Consider the following 20909-nt stretch of genomic DNA (forward strand, 5'->3'; position numbering starts at 1 on the left):
CCATGGATTTAAAACTTAAAGTCTGGAGACAAAAAAACGCCGAAGACAAAGGTGGTTTAGTAGAATATCAATTGAACGATATTGAAGGACACATGTCTTTCCTTGAGATGATGGATATTCTGAATGAGCAACTCATCTCAGAAGGGCAGGAGCCTGTATCTTTTGATCATGACTGTCGCGAAGGTATTTGCGGAGCCTGTTCAATGCACATCAATGGAGAGCCGCATGGCCCTGATGCCGGTACCACTACCTGCCAGTTGCACATGCGGAAATTCAACGATGGTGATACTATCTTCATTGAGCCTTTCAGAGCTAAAGCATTCCCGGTGATTAAAGATCTTGTGGTTGATCGTTCTGCATTTGACAGAATTCAGCACGCTGGTGGATATATTTCGGTGAATACTTCTGGTAATACGCAGGATGCTAACAGTATTCCGGTACCTAAGGTTAATGCTGATAAGGCCTTTGACGCAGCCACTTGCATCGGTTGTGGTGCTTGTGTGGCAGCTTGTAAAAATGCTTCAGCCATGCTTTTTGTTTCTGCTAAGGTGTCTCAGTTTGCTTTGTTGCCTCAGGGTGAGGTAGAAGCTAAGGACAGAGCTCTTAATATGGTGAAGCAAATGGATGCCGAAGGTTTTGGCAACTGTACCAACACAGGTGCTTGCGAAGCGGAATGCCCGAAAGGAATTTCACTTGAGAACATTGCAAGATTGAACAGAGAGTACCTTAGTGCCAGTGTTACTACTGATCACTAGGTTAGATGGTCTTTTAAATGAAAGCCCCGAATCTGAAAAGATTCGGGGCTTTTTGTTGTACTCAATTTTAACTTATGCTGCCTTCTCAAATTGAATTTCGAGAGGGTTTGGCGGTACCATCGCTTTACTCGGGTAAGCAAGGTTATATTTATAATAGTACTCCTGAAAAGTCGGAATCATAGTAATTATACTGGCTAACTTTTCAACAGCCATTCTGTAGGCATTTACATTCGGAGTTTCCTTAGTCTGAGCTTTGAAACCATCGTGAATCTCCACAAGCGAATCGGTGTTGATGTAAAAATCCTGAACACAGATAATTGAGGCCTCATCTTCGCCATTTCTTTCATCATAAATAACCAGCATCAAATCATCTTCGTTGAAGTAGGTTTCTACATGAAACTTCTTTTCTCTGATGCGTTCGATATTCTCTCCTTTTCTACGTAGAAATGTAAAGATTCCTTCCTTGTCGTAGCTAACCATTACGCCGTTAGCGATGTTATCATATTTTATCATTGCCTTATTCTTTTTAGTTCGTTTACCAAAGATAAAAACAAAATTATATTTTATATACTATTCAAAAAATATAATTAAAAAGAATAATATATGGTTTTTATTAATATTTTGGACTAATAATTTTTTCAAAATGACTTTCGGGATAGCTGAGAAACTCACCAAAAAGATGAAATTCAAAATTTCATTTTGAGTTCTTAAAGCGAAGAAAGAGAAAAAAGTTAGAGAATTTTACGTTGAAACTTTAAAAAGTGAAGATGTTAGCCGCAAATTCAGTACAAAATTTTGCAGGTTATTCGTTGGGTGCCGAATCTCTGAAGATTATTTGGGTAATATTAAATACGCCCAAGAATCTCTTTGAACCAAACTGTGAAGTTGTCTGGATTTTTCCCTACTTCTTTTTTGATAGATTCGACACTCGCCCAGCGATAATCAGCAACTTCTTTTGGGTTGACCTCAAAGGTTTGATTGTACTCCCCAAAGAAAACATGATCAATCTCGTTTTCTGTTAAACCATTGTCAAACTCCGCTCTATAGTGGAAGGTGAATTGATAACTTAAAGGACATCTGAAACCCATTTCTTCACCTAACCTTCTAAATGCCGCATCTTCAATTTTTTCATCCTTGTTGGGGTGTCCGCAGCAGGCGTTGGTCCAAAGGCCGGGTGAATGATATTTGTGTAGTGCCCTTTGGTGAATCAGCATTTTGCCGGCTTCATTGAAAATCAATACTGAAAATGCCCGGTGTAATGTGCCTTCCCGATGTACCTTGATTTTTTCATCGTGCCCAATGATCTCATCTTTTTCGTTAACGAGAGTAATGATAATGTCGGTTTTCGTAGGCAGATTTTCCAAATAGAAAGATTGTTTTTATAGTTACACCAATTGCCTGAGTCTGCTAATGGTAAATTGGTTAAATTTCGGCACCATTTCATTTAAACCCTGGACACGAACATGAAACTCTACAAAACCGCAAAAGGTTTCGTCGTTGAAGACGAAGGACAGTATTATTTGTCAAAACACACAAACTGGGACGAATTTATCAATCGTGAAAATCTTTATTTCGAGGTAAAGCGGGAAATTCAAAATCTCAAACCTGATTTTGATTACCTGAATTACATCAAAGACTATCTTCAGGCCCCCATCGCAGGGCAGGAAGTATGGGCCTCAGGTGTTACTTATTTGCGTAGCAAAAATGCCCGTATGGAAGAATCTAAAGATGCTGGGGGAGGTGATTTCTACGATCGTGTTTATGATGCCCCAAGGCCCGAGATTTTCTTTAAAGCCACTGTTGGAAGAGTCGTTGGTAATGGCGAAAACATTAGAATCAGAAAAGATTCCAAATGGAATGTTCCTGAGCCTGAATTGACCTTATTTATCAATTCTTCTGGTCAGATTTCGGGATATACAGTCGGAAATGATGTGAGTTCAAGAGATATTGAAGGTGAAAACCCTTTGTATTTGCCACAGGCTAAATCATATGACAAAAGTGCGGCTCTTGGTCCTTGTATTTTTGTGTCCGATGAGCCGATTGATCCTCAAAGCAAAATCACATTGGAGATTTTCAGAGGAGGAAATGCAGTATTCAGTCAATCTATTGAGCTTAATCAAATGAAACGTACGCTGAAGGAACTGGTTTCTTATCTTTATGCCGAATGCACTTTTGTCAATGGTTCATTTTTGATGACGGGTACTGGTATCATCCCGGAGGATAGTTTTAGCTTGCAGGTAGGAGATAAGGTGGAGATTACCATTGATAATATTGGAAAACTTTCAAATACAGTAGAAACAAAGTAACATGGATTTACAAGGAGTAAACATTATAGGTTTCGGAACATCTTCAGAGGGCACGGTAGCTTTGCAAGCCGTAAACCCCGTTACCGGAGATACGCTGGGACCTTTGTTTTATAACGCAACTAAAGAAGAACTTGAATCTGCAACCGATTTGGCTGAAGAAGCTTTTTTGATTTACAGGAAAAAGTCGGGGAAGGAGAAGGCTGCTTTTCTCAAGAAAATAGCTGAGGAAATTGAGGCACTTGATGATCAGTTAATAGAAAGGTATTCAGCAGAGACTGGTTTGCCGGCTGGTAGGGCTCAGGGAGAGCGTGGACGTACCTGCGGGCAGTTACGTCTGTTTGCTAGCTTAATAGAAGAAGGCTCGTGGGTAAATGCCAAAATTGACCCTGCTATGCCGGACAGACAACCACTTCCACGAGTAGATATTCGCTCAATGGAAAGGCCTCTTGGGCCTGTTGCGGTTTTTGGAGCCAGTAATTTCCCTTTGGCTTTTTCTGTGGCTGGTGGAGACACAGCTTCAGCTTTGGCGGCGGGTTGCCCAGTTGTTTTTAAAGCTCATCCGGCTCACTTGGGTACATCAGAATTGGTCGGAAAAGCCATTCAAAAGGCTGCTAAGGAAACCGGAATGCCCAATGGTGTTTTCAGTATGATCCATGCAGATGCTGACATTAGTCAGGCTCTTGTCATGGATCCTAAAATTACTGCAGTCGGTTTTACAGGTTCATACAAAGTTGGAAAATTGCTTTTTGACAAGGCTGCAGCAAGACCTAAACCGATTCCTGTTTACTCTGAAATGGGTAGCACAAACCCTGTTTTCATCTTACCAAAAACGCTTGAAGCACAGGCTGAAAACCTTGCGGAAAGTTATGTGAATTCGGTCAATATGGGAGTTGGGCAATTTTGTACTAACCCGGGCATCATGTTGATTCAGAAGAACCAAACCTTCCTGGAAATTCTAGAAAAGAAAGCGAAAGCCTCGGCTGGCGGGAATATGCTTACGCCGGGCATTAGAGATGCTTATATTGGCGGAGTAGAAAATGCCAAAAAGTATACGAAAGTAATAGCTGTGGGTACTAAAGCGGAGGGATTAACAGGTGTAGAACCGACCATCCTTTATGCAGATTATCAAACCTTCAAAGACAATCCGCACTTGGATGAGGAGGTTTTCGGACCTACCAGCTTGGTGGTAGAAGGTAACTCTAAAGAAGAATATCTAGAGATCGCCCGTAATCTTTCAGGCCACCTAACTGCCACTGTTCATGGCACCGAAGAGGAACTGATTGAGTATGCTGAATTACTCGAAATTTTGGAACAAAAAGTAGGTCGTCTTATTATTAATGGATTCCCGACAGGCGTGGAGGTTTGCCATGCCATGGTTCACGGCGGGCCTTTTCCAGCTACAACGGACAGCCGTAGTACCTCGGTTGGTACTGGAGCGATCACTCGTTTTACCCGACCAATTTGTTATCAGAATTTACCTGATTCATTATTGCCGGACGAGCTTAAAACCAATAACCCTTTGGGCATCTGGCGTTTGATAGATGGCGAAATGAAGCAGTAAAAAATGAATTTAAATCTAACTGAAAAAGTCATCATCGTTACTGGTGGGGCTAAAGGTATTGGGGAAGGCATTGTCTCTCAGTTGGCTCTGGAAGGGGCTTTTCCGGTAATCGTCGGAAGAAACGAGGAAGATAATCAGAGGGCTTTTGAGAAAGTTCAGGCCGCTGGTGGTTTTGGGATGACGGTTAAAGCCGAGTTATCCAAACCTGAAGAATGCAAGCGGGCTGTGAAAGAAGTCATGGATCGTTTTGGGCGTATTCATGGACTGGTCAATAACGCCGGCTTGAATGACGGCGTAAGCCTTGAGAATGGCTCATACGAGGGCTTTGTTCAATCTCTCCATAGTAACCTGATTCATTATTATCTGATGGCTCATCATGCTCTCCCTGCTTTAAAAGAAAGCAAGGGGAGTATTATCAATATTACTTCAAAAGTGGCCGAAACCGGTCAGGGAGGCACTTCAGCATATGCAGCCTCTAACGGTGGGCGAAATGCTCTAACCCGCGAATGGGCCGTTGAGTTATTGCCTTACGGAATCAGAGTAAATGCGGTCGTAGTGGCAGAGAGTTATACACCGATGTATGAGCGATGGATTCAATCGTTACCTGATGGCGAAAAGCAACTGGAAGAAATCAATAGGCGAATCCCTTTAGGAAACAGAATGACCACCGTGGAAGAACTGGCCAATACTGTTGTTTTCCTCCTTTCAAAACGCTCTAGTCATACCACTGGCCAAATTATCCATGTAGATGGAGGGTATGTTCATTTGGATAGGGCGTTGATTAGAAAGACCTAAGATTTAAGACAAAAGATGCAAGACTTTTTGACGGGAGAGGGAAGTTGGGACTAAGGGAGTGTTAAAAAAAACTGCCCACTGAAAACTGAGACTGCCTACTAAGAAAAAACTACCCTTCTATCTCCAAAGACTCACAGGCCTTACGAGCGGCGTCTTGTTCGGCTTTCTTTTTGTTCCAGCCACGGCCTTCGCTGATGATTTCGTCATCTACGCTGACTTGAGCTACAAACTCCTTACTATGATGTTTTCCGTTTTCTTTGATAATGTCAAAGCTTACGTTCTTTGAGAGTCCTTGAGCCCAGGTGAGTAGAATGCTTTTGTAGTTCGCATTGTTTTTGATCACCTCGTCGAGGTCGTAGTAGTTGGCGATCAGGTTTTTGACAATAAACTTCTTAGTAAACTTGAAGCCTTTGTCCAGATAAATGGCACCAATCAGAGCCTCCATCGCGTCCCCATACATTGATGTACGGGCATGGGTGACCCGGTTTCCATCAAAAGTGATCAGGTTATCTAAGCCGATTTTTCGAGCCACCTGATTGAGTGATTCTCTGTTGACAATCCTTGATCGGATTTCGGTTAGAAAACCTTCGTCTTTGAAAGGATATTTTTTGAAAAGGTACTCGGCAATGACCATTCCCAAAACGGAATCTCCGAGATATTCAAGACGTTCATTGGATTCCTTAAAACCCTCTACAATCGTCTTTTTTGAAGCAGAAGTATGCCTGAAAGCAAGCTGGTATAATGAATCTTTCCCGGGCTTTTCACCAGTGATTCTCTCGATTGACTTTCTGAATTCCTTCGTCTCGTCATCGGTTTTGAAATATCCCAGAATGCTTTCAGTTACTGCCATATTGTTAAGAGAGCAAAATGAAGGCCATTTTACTCTTCCATCTTCTTAAATATGAGGGTGGCGTTATGACCACCAAAACCGAAACAGTTAGAAAGCACGGTATTGATCTTACGTTCTTTCGCTTTGTTCGGGGTCAAATCAATTTTTTGGTCAATTTCCTCATCAACATTGAAAAGATTAATCGTTGGAGGTACAGTTTGATGCTGAATGGCCAAAACTGCCGCTACAGACTCCACTGCACCCGCACCACCCAGAAGGTGACCGGTCATTGATTTGGTTGAGCTAATGCTCATGTTATACGTATGCTCCTTGAAAAGGTTCTGAATGGCTTTGATTTCCTGAGGGTCACCAAGGCCAGTTGAAGTACCATGTGTATTGATGTAATCAATATCCTCAGGCTTCATTTTGGCATCATCAAGGGCATCTTCCATAGAAAGGTATGCACCTACCCCTTCAGGATGCGGAGCCGTAATGTGGTAAGCATCTGAAGAGATACCTCCCCCTACCAGTTCGCAGTAAATTTTGGCTCCACGAGCTTTGGCGTGCTCATATTCTTCAAGAATGAGTCCGCCACCGCCTTCTCCTAAGACGAAACCATCACGGTCTTTGTCATATGGTCTGGAGGCTGTTTTATAATCGTCGTTTCTGGTAGAAAGTGCTCTGAGAGCATTGAAACCACCAACACCCGCACGGGTTACAGCCGCTTCTGATCCTCCGGTTACACAGGCAATCATCCGACCCAAACGGATATAATTGAACGCGTCAATAATTGCGTTGTTCGCTGAAGCACAGGCTGAAACAGTTACGTAGTTTGGCCCTCTGAAGCCAAACTTCATTGAGATATGACCAGACGCCGAATCGGCAATCATTTTAGGAATAAAGAAAGGATTAAACTTTGGTACCAGATTATTGTCTGCAAGGTTTAAAACCTCTTCTTCAAAGGTTTTCAAGCCTCCGATACCTGAGCCCCAAATTACACCGATCTTATCTTTATTTACTTTCTCAAGGTCAAGACCGGAGTCTTCAACGGCCTCTGTAGCGATAACCACGCCGTATTGAGAAAACAAATCCATTTTACGGGCATCCTGACGAGGTATAAAGTCAGTTACCTCAAAGCCCTTAAGCTCGCAGGCAAACTGTGTCTTAAATTCGGTTGGATCAAAATGAGTGATCGGGTTTGCACCGCTAACACCATTTTTGAGGCCGTTCCAGTATTCTTCAACAGTATTTCCAATAGGGGTGAGGGCACCCATTCCTGTAACTACTACGCGTTTCAGCTCCATGGTAGGTTTGATTTTAAATGGAAAAAGTTCAATACCCAATTTACAAAAAACTGAATATTGAACTTTTGAAAAGGGTCAGGTATATTACTTAGAGTTCTCTTCTAAGTACGCTACTGCCTGTCCTACAGTTTGGATATTTTCTGCCTGATCATCAGGAATAGATACATTGAATTCTTTTTCGAATTCCATGATAAGCTCTACAGTATCCAATGAATCCGCTCCTAGATCGTTAGTAAAAGAAGCTTCGGTAGTCACTTCTGACTCTTCAACGCCAAGCTTTTCTACAATAATTTTCGTTACTTTCGATGCGATATCTGACATTATAAAAATGTATTTGGTTTAAAACAGTGCAAAGAAAAAACTTTTAACTGAAACCAACAAAGTACCCTTTGGTTTTTTGATATCGTTAACAAGCCAGATATTTGCTGCGTACAAAATAATCGACCGATAATTCACGAATGAAAAGCCTTTTCCAAAAAAAATACAATTCGAATAACTTTTTTCTTTTGGCCGGTCCCTGTGCTATAGAAAGCAGAGACCTCGCGATGCAAATTGCCGAAAAAATTGTGGGAATCACTGATCGCCTCGGTATACCCTATGTTTTCAAGGGAAGTTACCGAAAGGCTAACCGAACAAAGGCCGATAGTTTTACCGGGATCGGTGATGAATTAGCCCTCAGTATTCTCAAAGAAGTGGGCGAGCAATTCGGCGTTCCCACCGTGACCGATATTCACGAAACACACGAAGCCGCTCTTGCAGCCCGGTATGTCGATGTCCTTCAAATTCCAGCTTTTTTATGCCGGCAAACCGAGCTACTCGCAGCTGCAGCTCAAACGGGCAAAGCTGTTAATATCAAAAAAGGTCAATTTATGAGTGGTGCTTCTATGGGTTTTGCTGTTGAGAAAGTCAAAATGGAAAACCCTGAAGCCAATGTCATGCTCACCGAGCGGGGCAACTCTTTTGGCTACTCTGACTTGGTAGTGGATTACAGGAATATCGTTGATATGAAAGTCTTTGATGCCGATGTGGTCATGGATTGCACACATTCTCTCCAAAGACCCAATCAAACCTCAGGCGTGACCGGAGGAAACCCGGAATTGATTGGTACTATTGCCAAGGCCGCCATTGCAGTGGGAGCTGACGGACTGTTTATAGAAACTCATCCAGACCCTGCGAACGCCAAATCAGACGGAGCAAATATGCTACACCTTGATAAATTGGAGAAGCTTTTGGAGGATTTGGTGAGGATACGAGAGGTGGTATCTTAGTTCGGTGTTTCTGGCATTGGATTTTAAATAATTCCCAAATATGGGATGAGGTCTTAATTTTCTTGTAAAGACCTAGTCAGCATAATCTTCGTCAAAAAAGCTCCATGAAGAGAATATTAATTAAAAAATTCTCCTATTTCTAAGCTTTTTTGATGTACTGAGTTTAAGATTTTTTGGTGTTGGATACAAGTAGGCAGCAAAAGGGGTTTCTTGAAACAAATGTCACTCTCTCGTCATATCAATGAAGTAACTTCCAAAGGTTGGGCCACCAAATTCAAAAGTCAGTTTATTGTTTCTTAGCTGAAGTAGGAAGAGGGAATTATCGTCAATGAAATGATAGCTTTTAGTCTCAGGTGAAATGTTGGATTGTTGCTCTGAGTCCCTGAAGATTATGGCAGTTCTAAGAGATTGTCCATAAATACCAATTGTAAAATTATACTCAAATGGTTCCTCCTGATTAACTGTAAAAGTGCCGGAGCATATGCTGTTACTTTTAGTGTCACAGGCTTTAAATGTAATTGTAAGGCTCTCAGGCAGAAACTCTGATTCTTTTGCCAGGGTACCATTTGGCTCAATGGAGGTTGAAACCCAAGTACCCTTTAGTAATCTCATATCCTGGCGATTTACTTTGGTACCATTGACGGTATCTTTTTCGCAAGAAAAAAGGAGGAATAAGATGAATAATAAAGTCAGGGATTTTTTCATGTTTTCGTATGGAGGATTTGCTTCTAAAAGGATTGGCTAACCTACAATTTTTTAAACACCGTCTAATGAGCTTAGAAAATTGTATAATTTCAACCTCTATTGATTTTTGAGGTCTCTTCCAATGTATGATTTTTAAAAGGCTAAGGCAAATAGTTAGTATAAAGGACTCGATTATGAAGTCAAAATTTGAAAGGCTGTTTTTTGCCAATCGCGTTTTTCCTCCAGAATGCTTAGCTTTGTATCTAATTCTGCTTTTCTAATTAAACATCATGGCGAAATCTTTTCGAAAGAAAAAAACTGCGGGTAATCAACGCCGAAATACCGGTTCTCAAAAAAAGGCCTCCCAAAGCAACGGATTAAGTTCAGCACAGTGGCAGCTCATTATTGGGGTGTTCTTTTTGGTGGTGTCTTTGGTACTGGTGGTTTCTTTTATTTCTTACCTGTTTACTGGTGAGGCAGATCAGGATTTGGTACAGCGTAATTTCCAATCAGCCATCGACCCCGACCATAAAAAGGCAGAAAACGCTTTAGGAGTAGTGGGGGCCTTTATATCCCATTATTTTATTTTCAAATGGTTCGGTCTGGCAGCTTTCGGGCTTATTCCATTGATTTTTCTTTCGGCTTTCCGACTCATTTTTCAGCAGGATTTATTTTCACTGAACCTGAATCGCCTTGCTAAAGGAACCATTTTTTACGTCTTTTTCATTTCGCTCTTTCTGGGTTATTTCGTTTACCATTTTGATATGGGTGATGGCCGCATCAGCGGCGGTGTCGGTTATCAGTTGAATGATATGCTGAACCATGTGCTGGGCTGGGGCAGTATTCTGCTTATTGCTCTTACTCTGTTTCTGTGGCTGGTATTTTTCCACGGGCTTACCCGTATTGATAATTATTTCCTTGACCGTTGGGCTAAAAAATCTGATACCGAAGAGGTAGAGCCCGAAATCTATCAGGAGAAAAAGCCGGAACCTGTAGAGGAAGAAGACTCAGAGCTTATTGCCGAGAAACCTTTTGAGGGTGGTATTTCTTTTATGGTTGACAAAAAGAAAGAAACCGAAGAGCCAGCTATTGAGATAGTAAGAAAACAGCCTGAGAAAGAAGATGAGAATGATGTAAAGCTTGAAGTGGCCAAGGAGACAACGAGCTTTTTATTTGAAGAAGAAGACAACGATAAAGACCTTGAGGAGTTTGGTCCTTATGACCCAAAACTGGACTTAGGAAGCTACCAATACCCGCCATTAGACCTTCTCCAGAATCATCAGGGCAGAAACGCCGATGTTTCAGATGAAGAACTGGAAGCCAACAAACGAAATATCGTGGAAACCATGCGGAATTTCTCCATCGGTATCTCCAGCATTAAAGCCACTATCGGGCCTACCGTTACACTATACGAGATCGTGCCGGAAGCGGGTGTACGTATCTCAAAAATCAAAAACCTTGAAGACGATATTGCCCTTAATCTGGCAGCCCTGGGCATACGTATTATTGCCCCTATGCCGGGCAAAGGCACCATCGGTATTGAGGTGCCCAATAAGCACCCTGAGCTGGTTTCGGTGAAATCTGTTTTCTCAAACAGTAAGTTCCAGCATACCAAATATGAGTTGCCTATTGTGCTGGGCAAAACCATTGCCAATGAGATGTTTGTCTCTGATCTGGCCAAAATGCCTCACTTGCTTATGGCCGGTGCAACGGGGCAGGGTAAATCGGTTGGTATTAACGTGTTGCTGGCTTCGTTGCTTTTCAAAAAGCACCCTGCTGAGGTTAAATTCGTTTTGGTTGATCCTAAGAAAGTGGAGCTATCACTTTTTAATAAAATCGAAAGGCACTTCTTGGCCACCTTGCCGAATGCAGAAGATGCTATTATAACTGATACTAAAAAAGTTATTTACACGCTCAATTCCCTGTGTATTGAGATGGATAACCGGTATGATCTGCTCAAAGATGCAGGCGTCAGAAATATTCGTGAATACAATACTAAGTTTACCAAGCGTAAGCTGAATCCTGAAAACGGTCATCGTTATCTACCCTATATTGTTCTGGTGATTGATGAGCTTGCCGATTTGATGATGACGGCTGGTAAAGAAGTAGAGCAGCCTATTGCCCGTTTGGCTCAGCTGGCCCGAGCTATTGGTATCCATTTGATTGTCGCCACCCAGCGTCCGTCGGTAAACGTAATTACTGGTTTGATCAAAGCCAACTTCCCGGCTCGTCTGTCATTTAAAGTTACGGCCAAAGTAGATTCCAGAACCATTTTGGATACCGGCGGGGCCGAGCAACTCGTCGGAAATGGAGATATGCTTTTAAGCATGGGCTCAGATATGGTTCGTTTGCAGTGTCCGTTTATTGACACACCTGAAGTAGATAGCGTCTGCGACTTCATCGGTGAGCAGAGAGGCTATGAATCTGCCTATCCGCTGCCTGAATATTATGGCGACGATGAACCAGATCCCCTGGAGGTAGATATGAGCGATCTGGATGCTCTTTTTGATGATGCAGCCCGTCTTTTGGTGACTTTCCAGCAGGGCAGTACGTCTTTAATACAGCGGAAAATGAAACTGGGCTATAACAGGGCCGGGCGTATTATTGATCAGTTAGAAGCTGCAGGGATAGTAGGGCCTTTTGAGGGTTCTAAGGCCCGTGAGGTGCTGATAAAAGACATGGAGCATCTTGAGGAGATTTTGAGGAACCTCAAAAATGGGCATTGACATTAAAGGCTTATTAACAAAGCCTTATTAAACATTTCCGTTATTTTTGCGTCCAATTTATTAAAAAGGGAGTATCCTTTTTGATATACAATCATAAATTACTCAAAGAGAATAATGAGAAAATTAGCGGTTTTAGCGGTATTGGTAATGTTTTCGGCGGTGTCTGGTTTTGGCCAGGATTCCAAAGCCGGAGCCATTCTGGATGCAATGAGTGCCAAATATAAAAACATGAAGTCTTTTAAAGCCGATTTTACTTATGCACCGGTTAGTACAAGTGGAAAGTTGGGTAGAGTGCGTTCCGGGAAAATAGCTGTGAAAGGGGTGAAGTTTAAGCTCAATATGGTGGGGCAGGAGATTTACAATAACGGCTCTGATATCTACTCTTTTGTTAAAGAAACCAACGAGGTGAATATCACTGAATATGATTCCTCAGAAGAATCGCAATTCTCTCCTGCTAACGTTTATACCATTTACAAGAATGGATATAAATACACTTACAAAGGAAGCACTACTATCTCAGGTAAAAGCTACGACGTGGTGGAGTTAGTGCCAAAAAACAGCGGAAACATGAGTAAACTGGAGATTGTAGTTGATAAATCAACCAAAGAAATCAAGCGTTGGTCAATCTGGGACAGAAACAGCTCAAAAACAGTGTTTGATATCAGCAGCTTTACACCAAACGCATCATTGTCTGATAGTTATTTCAATTTCAATACCGCCTCTTATCCTGGGGTTGAAGTGGTGGATTTGAGATAATCAGCCAAAAAATATTGAGAAGAAACCTCTGCTTCGGTGGAGGTTTTTTTGTGCCTATCTTTGTTTAAACAGTCTTCTTTTATGTCTTCACATCATATTGTCAAAGAAAAACAGGAGCCGGCCCTTTTAATTGCGAATGGCGAAGCCTGTAGCTCAGATCTTCTGGATAACCTGTTGGAGTGGTCGCCTTACGTGGTAGTCCTTGATGGTGCCATGCCGAGGGTTTTGCAGAGAGGAATCAAAGTTGACGTGCTTCTTGGTGATTTTGATCGAAACGAGCTTGATCTCGAGGAAATCAAGAAACAGCAGTTTCCCATAGAGATCGTGCATACACCTGATCAGGAAAAAACAGACCTTGAGAAGGGAATTGAGTTTTTGATCGGGAAAGGTTTTCCAGCGGTGAATATTGTTTGGGCCACGGGCAAAAGAATGGATCATACGCTTGCCAATGTTTTTAATCTGGTGAAATATAAAAATGACATCAAGCTGGTGATGCTTGACGATTTTTCAAAAATTTTTCCACTTAGTCCTTTACCCTCCTTCTTTGAAAAGTGGTATCGGTCGGGCACTACCATTTCGCTCCTCCCTCTTGGGGCGTGTGAAGAGATTAGGACGACGAATCTCAGGTATCCGCTTATGGATGAGGTATTGTCCATCGGAAATCGCCTTGGAAATAGTAATGAGGTGGCTGAAGACGGTCTTGTAAAAGTACAATTTGGTCATGGTGAACTTCTCCTAATGGAATGTGAGGATTAATCACAACTTTATCCACATTCTTATTTAGGTAACTGTCTAATTATTTCAATTTTTATTGAAAATATAAAAATTTAATTTATACATTTAGAGTCTAAACGGCAGAAAACGTGCTTCTTAGCCCCTTAGCCTGTTTATTGAGCGATTTGTGGAAAACTCTGACTGTGGACAGTTTTAAAATGTGGAAAACTTTGGCTTTGCACTTTTTTAATGGTTGAAAATTCATAAATCGTTGATCCTGAGATCGTATATATTTAATGGTTTTGTAGAATTCTGGAATAAAGAGAATTCCAAATATTTTTCGGGTTTTTTTAAGGAAAAATCCGTGTTAGTTTTGATGTCTCGGCTCTAAATATTTGCCCAATATCGAAGAGTTGTTCTCAATAGAATCTGTACTTGTTTGAACCCTTTAAATCTGTAATTGCCGTATGTATGTTATTAAAAGAGACGGACGCCGGGAATCCGTAAAATTTGACAAAATAACAGCCAGAATTGAAAGACTTTGTTACGGTCTTGATCCCAATTTTGTTCAGCCGATAGAGGTGGCCATGAAAGTGGTTTCCGGAATCTATGACGGCGTATCTACTACCCAGCTTGATAGTCTGGCAGCTGAAACTGCGGCTTCGATGACTACCAAGCATCCGGATTATGCTCAGTTAGCGGCGAGAATTGCCATCAGTAATCTCCATAAGAACACATTGAAGTCATTTTCTGGTACAATGAAACTTTTGTATCAGTATATTGACCCTAAAACCGGCGAGAACGCCTCGCTTATTGCGAAGGATACATGGAAGGTTATTCAGAAGAATGCGGCTCTTCTGGATTCAACCATTATATATGACAGAGATTACGGATACGATTATTTCGGGTACAAAACACTGGAGCGGTCATATCTGCTGAAGGCAAATGGTAAGATTGTAGAGCGTCCGCAGCATATGCTAATGCGTGTATCTGTTGGTATCCACGGTGAAAACATCGAGAAGGTTATTGAAACTTACAATCTTCTTTCTGAGAGATGGTTTACTCATGCCACGCCAACCTTGTTTAACGCAGGTACACCAAAGCCTCAGTTGTCTTCATGCTTCTTATTAACCATGAAAGACGATAGCATTGATGGAATTTATGATACATTAAAGCAGTGTGCTAAAATTTCTCAATCCGCTGGTGGTATTGGTTTGTCAATTCATAATATCAGAGCTAAAGGTTCATACATCAAAGGCACCAACGGTACCTCAAACGGTATCATCCCGATGCTGAGAGTTTATAACGATACAGCGAGGTATGTAGATCAGGGTGGTGGAAAAAGAAAGGGCTCTTTTGCTATTTATCTGGAGCCATGGCATGCTGACATAGATGATTTCCTTGATCTTAAAAAGAATCACGGTAAAGAGGAAATGCGTGCTCGTGACCTCTTTTACGCTATGTGGATCTCAGACCTTTTCATGAAACGTGTAGAGGCTGATGCTGAGTGGTCATTATTCTGCCCCCATGAGTGCCCGGGTCTTGCTGATACTTATGGTGACGATTTTGAGAAACTTTATGAAAAGTATGAGTCAGAAGGACGAGCCAGAAAGACTGTAAAAGCTCAACAGCTTTGGTTTAAGATTCTTGAGTCTCAAATCGAAACGGGAACACCGTACATTCTATACAAGGATGCGGCGAACAAGAAATCGAATCAGAAAAACCTTGGTACCATCAAGTCGTCAAACTTGTGTACTGAGATTATGGAATATACCTCTGAAGACGAAGTAGCGGTTTGTAATCTGGCTTCAATGGCCTTGCCGAAATTCGTCATTCAGGATGATAACGGAGAGTACACAGGTTATGATCATCAGAAATTGTATGAGACTGTTAAGGTAGTAACCAGAAACCTTAATAAGATCATTGATGTCAATTACTATCCGGTAAAAGAGGCAGAGAACAGTAATAAGCGTCACAGACCAATTGGTATTGGTGTGCAAGGCCTTGCAGATACGTTCATCCAGTTAAGAATGCCATTTGACTCAGACGAGGCCCGTCAGCTGAATAAAGATATTTTTGAAACTATCTATTACGCTGCCGTTGAAACTTCAATGGAGCTTGCTCAGGAGGAAGGTCCTTATGAAACCTGGAAAGGGTCGCCAATCTCTGAAGGTATTTTCCAATTTGATATGTGGGGTGTAACACCGGAATCAGGCAGATGGGATTGGGAAGCAATGAGAGAGAAGGTGATGAAGCATGGTGTAAGGAACTCGCTATTGCTGGCACCAATGCCGACAGCTTCTACGAGCCAAATCTTAGGAAATAACGAGTGTTTTGAGCCTTATACCTCTAACATTTATTCAAGAAGAGTATTGTCAGGTGAGTTTGCTATTGTAAACAAACACCTTTTGAGAGATCTTGTTAAGATCAATCTTTGGAATGATACCATGAAGAATAAATTGATAGCTGCTAACGGTTCAGTTCAAAATATTGACGAGATACCTCAAAACCTGAAAGACCTTTATAAGACCTCATGGGAAATTAAGCAGAAAGTAATCATTGACATGGCTGCTGACAGAGGAGCGTTTATTGACCAAAGTCAGTCAATGAATGTATTTATGGAGAACCCTAATTTTGGGAAATTGACTTCCATGCATTTCTATGCATGGAAAGCCGGCCTGAAAACAGGAATGTATTACTTACGTACTAAAGCGGCTGTTGACGCCGTTAAGTTTACTGTAAGTAAGCAAGCCGTACAGGAAACCAATAAGGAAGATAAGGTAGAAGAAAAGCCACTTGACTACAAGGGTTTTGCCGAAGAGAACGAAAGATTGGCAAAAGAAGCGGCGGCCTCATTTAAGGATGAAAGATCTGAAGAGGAGAAAGCATATGCTGCCATGCAGTGTTCTTTAGACGATCCAGAGGGATGTGAGATGTGTGGCTCTTAAAAACGGGTTCCGACTAACGTGTGATATTAAAATAAAACCCTGGCGAAAGCCGGGGTTTTTCTGTTTTCCTGAAGATTATTTTGGTTTAGCAAGGGCACAAAAAAAGAGGCGGTAAAACCACCCCTTTTTTCGCTAGTCGATCCTTAAATAAACTGTTATTAGAAATCTTCGTCAAGTGAGAAAGTGTTTGAAGCCTTGTCAGAAGTAACTCCTGCTTTTTGGTAGTCTCCAACACGTTTCTCAAAGAAATTCGTTTTACCCTGAAGCGAGATAAGCTCCATAAAGTCAAACGGATTTGTTGAATTATATATCTTATTAAGATTGAGCTGTTCTAAAAGGTGATCAGCAACAAACTCAATATACTGACACATTAAATCAGAGTTCATACCAATCAGTGAAACTGGTAATGCATCTGTGACAAACTCTTTTTCAATCTCCACGGCATCTTTAATGATCTTGTAGATATCTTCTTCCGGAAGCTTGTTTTTAATGTGATCTGTGTAGAGCAAACAGGCGAAATCGCGGTGCATACCTTCATCTCTTGAAATAAGCTCATTTGAGAAGGATAAACCCGGCATAAGGCCCCTTTTCTTTAACCAGAATATAGAACAGAATGATCCTGAGAAAAAGATACCTTCTACTGCGGCAAATGCGATAAGACGTTCTATGAAATTACCATTCTCGATCCATCTCATAGCCCAGTCAGCCTTCTTTTGAACACAAGGGATGTGCTCCACGGCATTCAAAAGTTTGTCTCTTTCCTGGGCGTCTTTGATGTAGGTATCTATCAGCAGAGAGTAAACTTCAGCATGTATATTTTCAATGGCAATTTGGAAGCCGTAAAAACATTTAGCTTCTGCATATTGTACTCCGGAGATAAAATCTACGGCAAGATTTTCATTTACGATACCATCTGAAGCAGCAAAAAAGGCGAGAACGTGAGAGATGAAATGACGCTCACCATCATTTAATTTCTCCCAGTCAGTAAGGTCTTGAGCAAGGTCTAATTCTTCGGCGGTCCAGAAGCAAGCTTCAGCATTTTTATAAAATTGCCAAATGTCATGGTGTTTGATCGGAAAGATGACAAATCTGTTCGGATCTTCTATAAGTAAAGGTTCAGAGGTTCGTAACTCTTTATCGGTCATTTTGAGGGAAATAATTTAAGGTTCCAGATTCTATTCAGTAATTATAAATGGCTGTGCGATAAGGGTATACCAAAGTTAGACGATTATCTAATCATGCACAAATGAGGAAGGTCATGAAAGGGGTTAATGAGGTTTATAATCATTTGATAAATAGAGAGTAACAGAGTCTTAAGAAATTTGAATTTTTTTTCAGACCGAAGAATGTTTTGTCTAAACGGAGGTGTCAAAATGGAAATGATCGATCCTTTTTTATAGATTTGTTAAGTACGTGTTCGATAAGGAGAACTCACTAAGATATACGGCGATATATGAGACGGTCTTCAGGATTAAAAATGCGATTTATACTCGGGCTGATTATGGCGGGTATAGCGTTAATTAGTTACTATGGTAAAACTCAGGTCAATCCACTAACCGGTGAAAAGCAGCAGGTGGGTATGAGCCCCGAGCAAGAGGTGGCTATGGGTTTACAATCTGCTCCACAAATGGCACAGGAATATGGAGGGCTTTATCCTGATAATCAGATACAGCAGCAGATTAAATCTGTGGGTAAAAAATTGGTGAATAGCTTCAACGCTGATATGGAAAACAAAGGAGTTGATAATCCCTACAGGTTCGATTTTCATGTGTTAAGAGATTCAAAAACGGTTAATGCTTTTGCTTTACCCGGTGGTCAAATATTTATTACTGCAGGTCTTTTAAGCAGATTACAATCTGAGGATCAGCTTGCCGGAGTTTTGGGTCATGAGATTGGCCATGTGGTACATAGACACTCTGCACAGCAAATGGCTAAGGGTGAATTCTTTCAGGGTCTAGCGGGAGCTGCAACTGCAGCTAGTGGTAGTTATGGTACGGCTCAGGTTGCCAATTACGTTGCTCAAATCAAGATGATGAAATTTGGTCGGGATGATGAGTTACAAAGTGATGAATTCGGTGTACGGTACCTGATACATTCAAATTATCAACCGGAGGCGATGATTGAGGTTATGGAGATTCTGGCAGAAGCCAGTGGGGGTGATATGAATCGTGATGAATTCATGAGTTCTCACCCGAGTCCGGCCAATAGAGTTCAAAAGATTAAAGAGCATATAGTAAGATACTCTGGTAACCCCTCCGCTGCGGGTTTTTAAAAATATTTAAGGCAGGTGAACTTTCTGCCTTCTTTTTTAATTATATTTATGTAATAACATATAATGTAAAAACAATAATGAATATCTGGAAAATTGATCCGATGCACTCTGAAGTGCAGTTCAAAGTAAAGCACCTTATGATTTCTAACGTAACGGGAAGCTTCAAAGATTTTGATGCCACTTTGGAATCTGAATCAGACGGTGATTTTAAAAACGCCAAAGTAAATTTTTCTGCCAAAACAGGTTCAATTGATACAGGGAATACTGACAGAGACGGTCATTTAAAGTCAAATGACTTTTTTAATGCTGAGGAATATCCGGAACTAAAATTTGAATCAACTGAATTTCAGTCAAATGGTTCCGCTGACAGTTATGTTTTGAAGGGTAATTTAACTATCAGAGATGTCACACGTCCTGTAGAGTTAAAGGCTGAATTTGGTGGAAAGATGACTGACTTTTATGGAAACGAAAAAGCTGGATTTGATCTGGAGGGTAAGATCAATCGTAAGGACTTTGGGTTGACATGGAATGGAGTTACAGAAGCCGGGGGAGTAGTGGTGAGTGACGAGGTTAAACTTCTGCTGAATATTCAGATGACAAAAGAAAAAGAATAAATGGTTAGGGTTAAATAGAGTGATTCGAATCCGCCGGGTAATGATTTAAACCGGCGGATTTTTTTATTAACGTGGAAAACCGAAGGGTCAATAAAATAGCGGCCGATGAAAGACCGGCAAGAAGTCCATACCAAATACCTTCTGATTGTAAATCATAATTGAAAGCGAGAATATAGCCTGCTGGTAGCGAGATGAGCCAATAGGCTGCAAAGGTGATGTAGGCTGGAATGTTAACATCAGAAATACCTCGTAAGTTGCCAAGAGCTACCACCTGAATTCCATCTGAAAGTTGGAATATCGCTGCGATGATTAAAAGTGATGATGCTACCGCTTTTACTTCCTGATCATCGATATACAAATTAATTAGTTGATTTCTGAATACGAGGATAAAGGCCATGCATACAATCATGAATAGCGTAACAAGAAAATAAGCTGAGTTGGCTGATTCCCTTAGACGTTGTAGGTTTCTAAGGCCAAGTGCATCCCCGACTCTGATGCTTCCTGCATAAGAAATTCCGGTGGCCATCATATACGTTGTGGCGGCGATATTAATAGCTATCTGATGGGCAGCCATAGCGGTGTCACTTATCCAACCCATCATGATTAAGGCTGCTGAAAAAGCACCGATTTCAAAGAAAAGTTGAAGTCCTCCGGGAATACTCAATCGAAAAAGTTTAATAGCATCAGCTTTTACGCTCTTAAAGTTTATGGTTGTTTTTACCCAAAAGGGTTTTCTTTTAAAGTACCAAATGATTAGAGCCAGCATAGAGAGCCGAACGCCGAGGGTGGAGTAAGCTGCACCATTGAGACCTATGATTTTAATAAGTATATAGTTAAGAAGGATGTTCACAAGTAGGCCCACAAATGTTATGTACATTGCAATTTTTGGCTTACTCAGACCATCTAAAATCTGTTTATGAGCTACAAAGAAGATTAATGGTATCTTGGCAATGGTCACTATCAGAAAGAAGGGCTTTGATAAGTCAGAAACCTTAAGACTTTGACCCAAAATATGAAAGTCTAAATAGACCAAAAGGGCTACGATGGTTATCAATAAAGAAAACCATATTGAGACCCTGATAGATGCTCTGTAGTTCTCTTCCAGTTCTTTTGGCTGGTTAGCAGCTTTATGTTTTGCGATAATGGGACTTAAAACAGAAAGCCCTCCTACAGCTATTGATGAGATTAGAAAGCTTAAAGAATGTGCAAGACCTGATGCGGCCAAGGCTTCTTTACCGACCATTCGACCGATCATGATATTGTCGGAAACGCCCATGAGTATAACACTCAATTGAGCAGTAACAATAGGAACCGCTAATTGGACTGTACTTTTAGATTCGTTGATATAGGCCTCAATCTTGGAGGATGATGACATCG

19 protein-coding genes are annotated in these 20909 nt (G+C 41.2%); 11 read left to right on the forward strand and 8 right to left on the reverse strand.

From position 1 onward, the window contains the following. Positions 1-2: 2 nt before the first annotated feature. The gene (locus AFM12_RS09300) at positions 3-755 is read left to right on the forward strand and encodes a succinate dehydrogenase/fumarate reductase iron-sulfur subunit (RefSeq protein ID WP_055147044.1); all 753 of its coding nucleotides are present in this window, start codon (positions 3-5) and stop codon (positions 753-755) included. Positions 756-827: 72 nt separating this feature from the next. Here AFM12_RS09300 and AFM12_RS09305 read toward each other — a convergent pair whose 3' ends face one another. Together AFM12_RS09305 and idi are read right to left on the reverse strand one after the other, a co-directional pair. Beyond that, positions 828-1268 (reverse strand): hypothetical protein, encoded by a 441-nt coding sequence (locus tag AFM12_RS09305; protein ID WP_055147047.1) that lies wholly within the window; start codon positions 1266-1268, stop codon positions 828-830. 332 nt (positions 1269-1600) lie between these two features. Then, the gene (gene idi / locus AFM12_RS09315) at positions 1601-2119 is read right to left on the reverse strand and encodes an isopentenyl-diphosphate Delta-isomerase (protein WP_055147053.1); all 519 of its coding nucleotides are present in this window, start codon (positions 2117-2119) and stop codon (positions 1601-1603) included. Between the two features lie 99 nt (positions 2120-2218). Between idi and AFM12_RS09320 the strand changes: the two genes are divergently transcribed. Genes AFM12_RS09320 through AFM12_RS09330 form a run of 3 tightly spaced genes read left to right on the forward strand, consistent with a single transcriptional unit; the run spans position 2219 to position 5417 of the window. After that, positions 2219-3061, forward strand: coding sequence for a fumarylacetoacetate hydrolase family protein (locus AFM12_RS09320; RefSeq protein WP_055147056.1), 843 nt, complete (start codon positions 2219-2221; stop codon positions 3059-3061). A 1-nt stretch (position 3062) separates the two neighbouring features. Continuing rightward, on the forward strand, positions 3063-4622 hold the full coding sequence (locus AFM12_RS09325; protein ID WP_055147059.1) for an aldehyde dehydrogenase (NADP(+)): 1560 nt from the start codon (positions 3063-3065) through the stop codon (positions 4620-4622). Positions 4623-4625: 3 nt separating this feature from the next. Next, positions 4626-5417, forward strand: coding sequence for an L-fucose dehydrogenase (locus tag AFM12_RS09330; protein ID WP_055147062.1), 792 nt, complete (start codon positions 4626-4628; stop codon positions 5415-5417). Positions 5418-5526: 109 nt separating this feature from the next. Here the strand turns inward: AFM12_RS09330 and rnc are convergent, their stop codons facing one another. The 3 genes from rnc to AFM12_RS09345 form a co-directional block, all read right to left on the reverse strand. Beyond that, positions 5527-6267 carry a ribonuclease III gene (gene rnc / locus AFM12_RS09335; protein ID WP_055147065.1) on the reverse strand — a complete coding sequence of 247 codons (741 nt, stop codon included), beginning with the start codon at positions 6265-6267 and terminating at the stop codon, positions 5527-5529. Positions 6268-6296: 29 nt separating this feature from the next. Further along, a complete protein-coding gene (gene fabF, locus AFM12_RS09340; protein ID WP_055147903.1) occupies positions 6297-7550 on the reverse strand; it encodes a beta-ketoacyl-ACP synthase II in 1254 nt (417 codons plus the stop codon). Positions 7551-7634: 84 nt separating this feature from the next. Next, a complete protein-coding gene (locus tag AFM12_RS09345) occupies positions 7635-7871 on the reverse strand; it encodes an acyl carrier protein (RefSeq protein WP_055147068.1) in 237 nt (78 codons plus the stop codon). A 137-nt stretch (positions 7872-8008) separates the two neighbouring features. Between AFM12_RS09345 and kdsA the strand changes: the two genes are divergently transcribed. After that, on the forward strand, positions 8009-8818 hold the full coding sequence (kdsA, locus tag AFM12_RS09350) for a 3-deoxy-8-phosphooctulonate synthase (RefSeq protein ID WP_055147071.1): 810 nt from the start codon (positions 8009-8011) through the stop codon (positions 8816-8818). A gap of 222 nt (positions 8819-9040) precedes the next feature. Here kdsA and AFM12_RS09355 read toward each other — a convergent pair whose 3' ends face one another. After that, on the reverse strand, positions 9041-9430 hold the full coding sequence (locus tag AFM12_RS09355) for a hypothetical protein (protein WP_131458272.1): 390 nt from the start codon (positions 9428-9430) through the stop codon (positions 9041-9043). A 362-nt stretch (positions 9431-9792) separates the two neighbouring features. On the opposite strand from AFM12_RS09355, the gene AFM12_RS09360 reads away from it, so the two are divergent. The 4 genes from AFM12_RS09360 to AFM12_RS09375 all read left to right on the forward strand — a co-directional run bounded on the left by AFM12_RS09360 (position 9793) and on the right by AFM12_RS09375 (position 16646). Further along, the gene (locus tag AFM12_RS09360; RefSeq protein WP_055147077.1) at positions 9793-12228 is read left to right on the forward strand and encodes an FtsK/SpoIIIE family DNA translocase; all 2436 of its coding nucleotides are present in this window, start codon (positions 9793-9795) and stop codon (positions 12226-12228) included. Positions 12229-12342: 114 nt separating this feature from the next. Next, complete coding sequence (gene lolA1 / locus AFM12_RS09365) at positions 12343-12984, forward strand: outer membrane lipoprotein periplasmic chaperone LolA1 (protein WP_055147080.1); 642 nt, start codon at positions 12343-12345, stop codon at positions 12982-12984. 81 nt (positions 12985-13065) lie between these two features. After that, positions 13066-13740 carry a thiamine diphosphokinase gene (locus AFM12_RS09370; RefSeq protein ID WP_055147083.1) on the forward strand — a complete coding sequence of 225 codons (675 nt, stop codon included), beginning with the start codon at positions 13066-13068 and terminating at the stop codon, positions 13738-13740. A 425-nt stretch (positions 13741-14165) separates the two neighbouring features. Then, positions 14166-16646, forward strand: a complete 2481-nt coding sequence (locus AFM12_RS09375) for a ribonucleoside-diphosphate reductase subunit alpha (RefSeq protein WP_055147086.1) — start codon at positions 14166-14168, stop codon at positions 16644-16646. Between the two features lie 158 nt (positions 16647-16804). Here AFM12_RS09375 and AFM12_RS09380 read toward each other — a convergent pair whose 3' ends face one another. Further along, positions 16805-17791 (reverse strand): ribonucleotide-diphosphate reductase subunit beta, encoded by a 987-nt coding sequence (locus AFM12_RS09380; RefSeq protein ID WP_055147089.1) that lies wholly within the window; start codon positions 17789-17791, stop codon positions 16805-16807. A 332-nt stretch (positions 17792-18123) separates the two neighbouring features. On the opposite strand from AFM12_RS09380, the gene AFM12_RS09385 reads away from it, so the two are divergent. Together AFM12_RS09385 and AFM12_RS09390 are read left to right on the forward strand one after the other, a co-directional pair. Further along, positions 18124-18918 (forward strand): M48 family metalloprotease, encoded by a 795-nt coding sequence (locus tag AFM12_RS09385; RefSeq protein WP_229308483.1) that lies wholly within the window; start codon positions 18124-18126, stop codon positions 18916-18918. 77 nt (positions 18919-18995) lie between these two features. Further along, complete coding sequence (locus AFM12_RS09390; protein WP_055147095.1) at positions 18996-19532, forward strand: YceI family protein; 537 nt, start codon at positions 18996-18998, stop codon at positions 19530-19532. 10 nt (positions 19533-19542) lie between these two features. Here AFM12_RS09390 and AFM12_RS09395 read toward each other — a convergent pair whose 3' ends face one another. Next, positions 19543-20907 (reverse strand): MATE family efflux transporter, encoded by a 1365-nt coding sequence (locus AFM12_RS09395; protein WP_055147098.1) that lies wholly within the window; start codon positions 20905-20907, stop codon positions 19543-19545. Positions 20908-20909: the final 2 nt, after the last annotated feature.

The organism is Jiulongibacter sediminis (assembly GCF_001306455.1).
In the GTDB taxonomy this organism is placed as follows: Bacteria; Bacteroidota; Bacteroidia; order Cytophagales; family Spirosomataceae; genus Jiulongibacter; species Jiulongibacter sediminis.

Coding starts and splice junctions, on each gene's coding strand:
- AFM12_RS09300 (WP_055147044.1), top strand. CDS start 3: ATGGATTTAAAACTTAAAGTCTGGAGACAAAAAAACGCCGAAGACAAA.
- AFM12_RS09305 (WP_055147047.1), bottom strand. CDS start 1,268: ATGATAAAATATGATAACATCGCTAACGGCGTAATGGTTAGCTACGAC.
- AFM12_RS09320 (WP_055147056.1), top strand. CDS start 2,219: ATGAAACTCTACAAAACCGCAAAAGGTTTCGTCGTTGAAGACGAAGGA.
- AFM12_RS09325 (WP_055147059.1), top strand. CDS start 3,063: ATGGATTTACAAGGAGTAAACATTATAGGTTTCGGAACATCTTCAGAG.
- AFM12_RS09330 (WP_055147062.1), top strand. CDS start 4,626: ATGAATTTAAATCTAACTGAAAAAGTCATCATCGTTACTGGTGGGGCT.
- rnc (WP_055147065.1), bottom strand. CDS start 6,267: ATGGCAGTAACTGAAAGCATTCTGGGATATTTCAAAACCGATGACGAG.
- fabF (WP_055147903.1), bottom strand. CDS start 7,550: ATGGAGCTGAAACGCGTAGTAGTTACAGGAATGGGTGCCCTCACCCCT.
- AFM12_RS09345 (WP_055147068.1), bottom strand. CDS start 7,871: ATGTCAGATATCGCATCGAAAGTAACGAAAATTATTGTAGAAAAGCTT.
- kdsA (WP_055147071.1), top strand. CDS start 8,009: ATGAAAAGCCTTTTCCAAAAAAAATACAATTCGAATAACTTTTTTCTT.
- AFM12_RS09355 (WP_131458272.1), bottom strand. CDS start 9,430: ATGAGATTACTAAAGGGTACTTGGGTTTCAACCTCCATTGAGCCAAAT.
- AFM12_RS09360 (WP_055147077.1), top strand. CDS start 9,793: ATGGCGAAATCTTTTCGAAAGAAAAAAACTGCGGGTAATCAACGCCGA.
- lolA1 (WP_055147080.1), top strand. CDS start 12,343: ATGAGAAAATTAGCGGTTTTAGCGGTATTGGTAATGTTTTCGGCGGTG.
- AFM12_RS09370 (WP_055147083.1), top strand. CDS start 13,066: ATGTCTTCACATCATATTGTCAAAGAAAAACAGGAGCCGGCCCTTTTA.
- AFM12_RS09375 (WP_055147086.1), top strand. CDS start 14,166: ATGTATGTTATTAAAAGAGACGGACGCCGGGAATCCGTAAAATTTGAC.
- AFM12_RS09380 (WP_055147089.1), bottom strand. CDS start 17,791: ATGACCGATAAAGAGTTACGAACCTCTGAACCTTTACTTATAGAAGAT.
- AFM12_RS09385 (WP_229308483.1), top strand. CDS start 18,124: ATGCGATTTATACTCGGGCTGATTATGGCGGGTATAGCGTTAATTAGT.
- AFM12_RS09390 (WP_055147095.1), top strand. CDS start 18,996: ATGAATATCTGGAAAATTGATCCGATGCACTCTGAAGTGCAGTTCAAA.
- AFM12_RS09395 (WP_055147098.1), bottom strand. CDS start 20,907: ATGTCATCATCCTCCAAGATTGAGGCCTATATCAACGAATCTAAAAGT.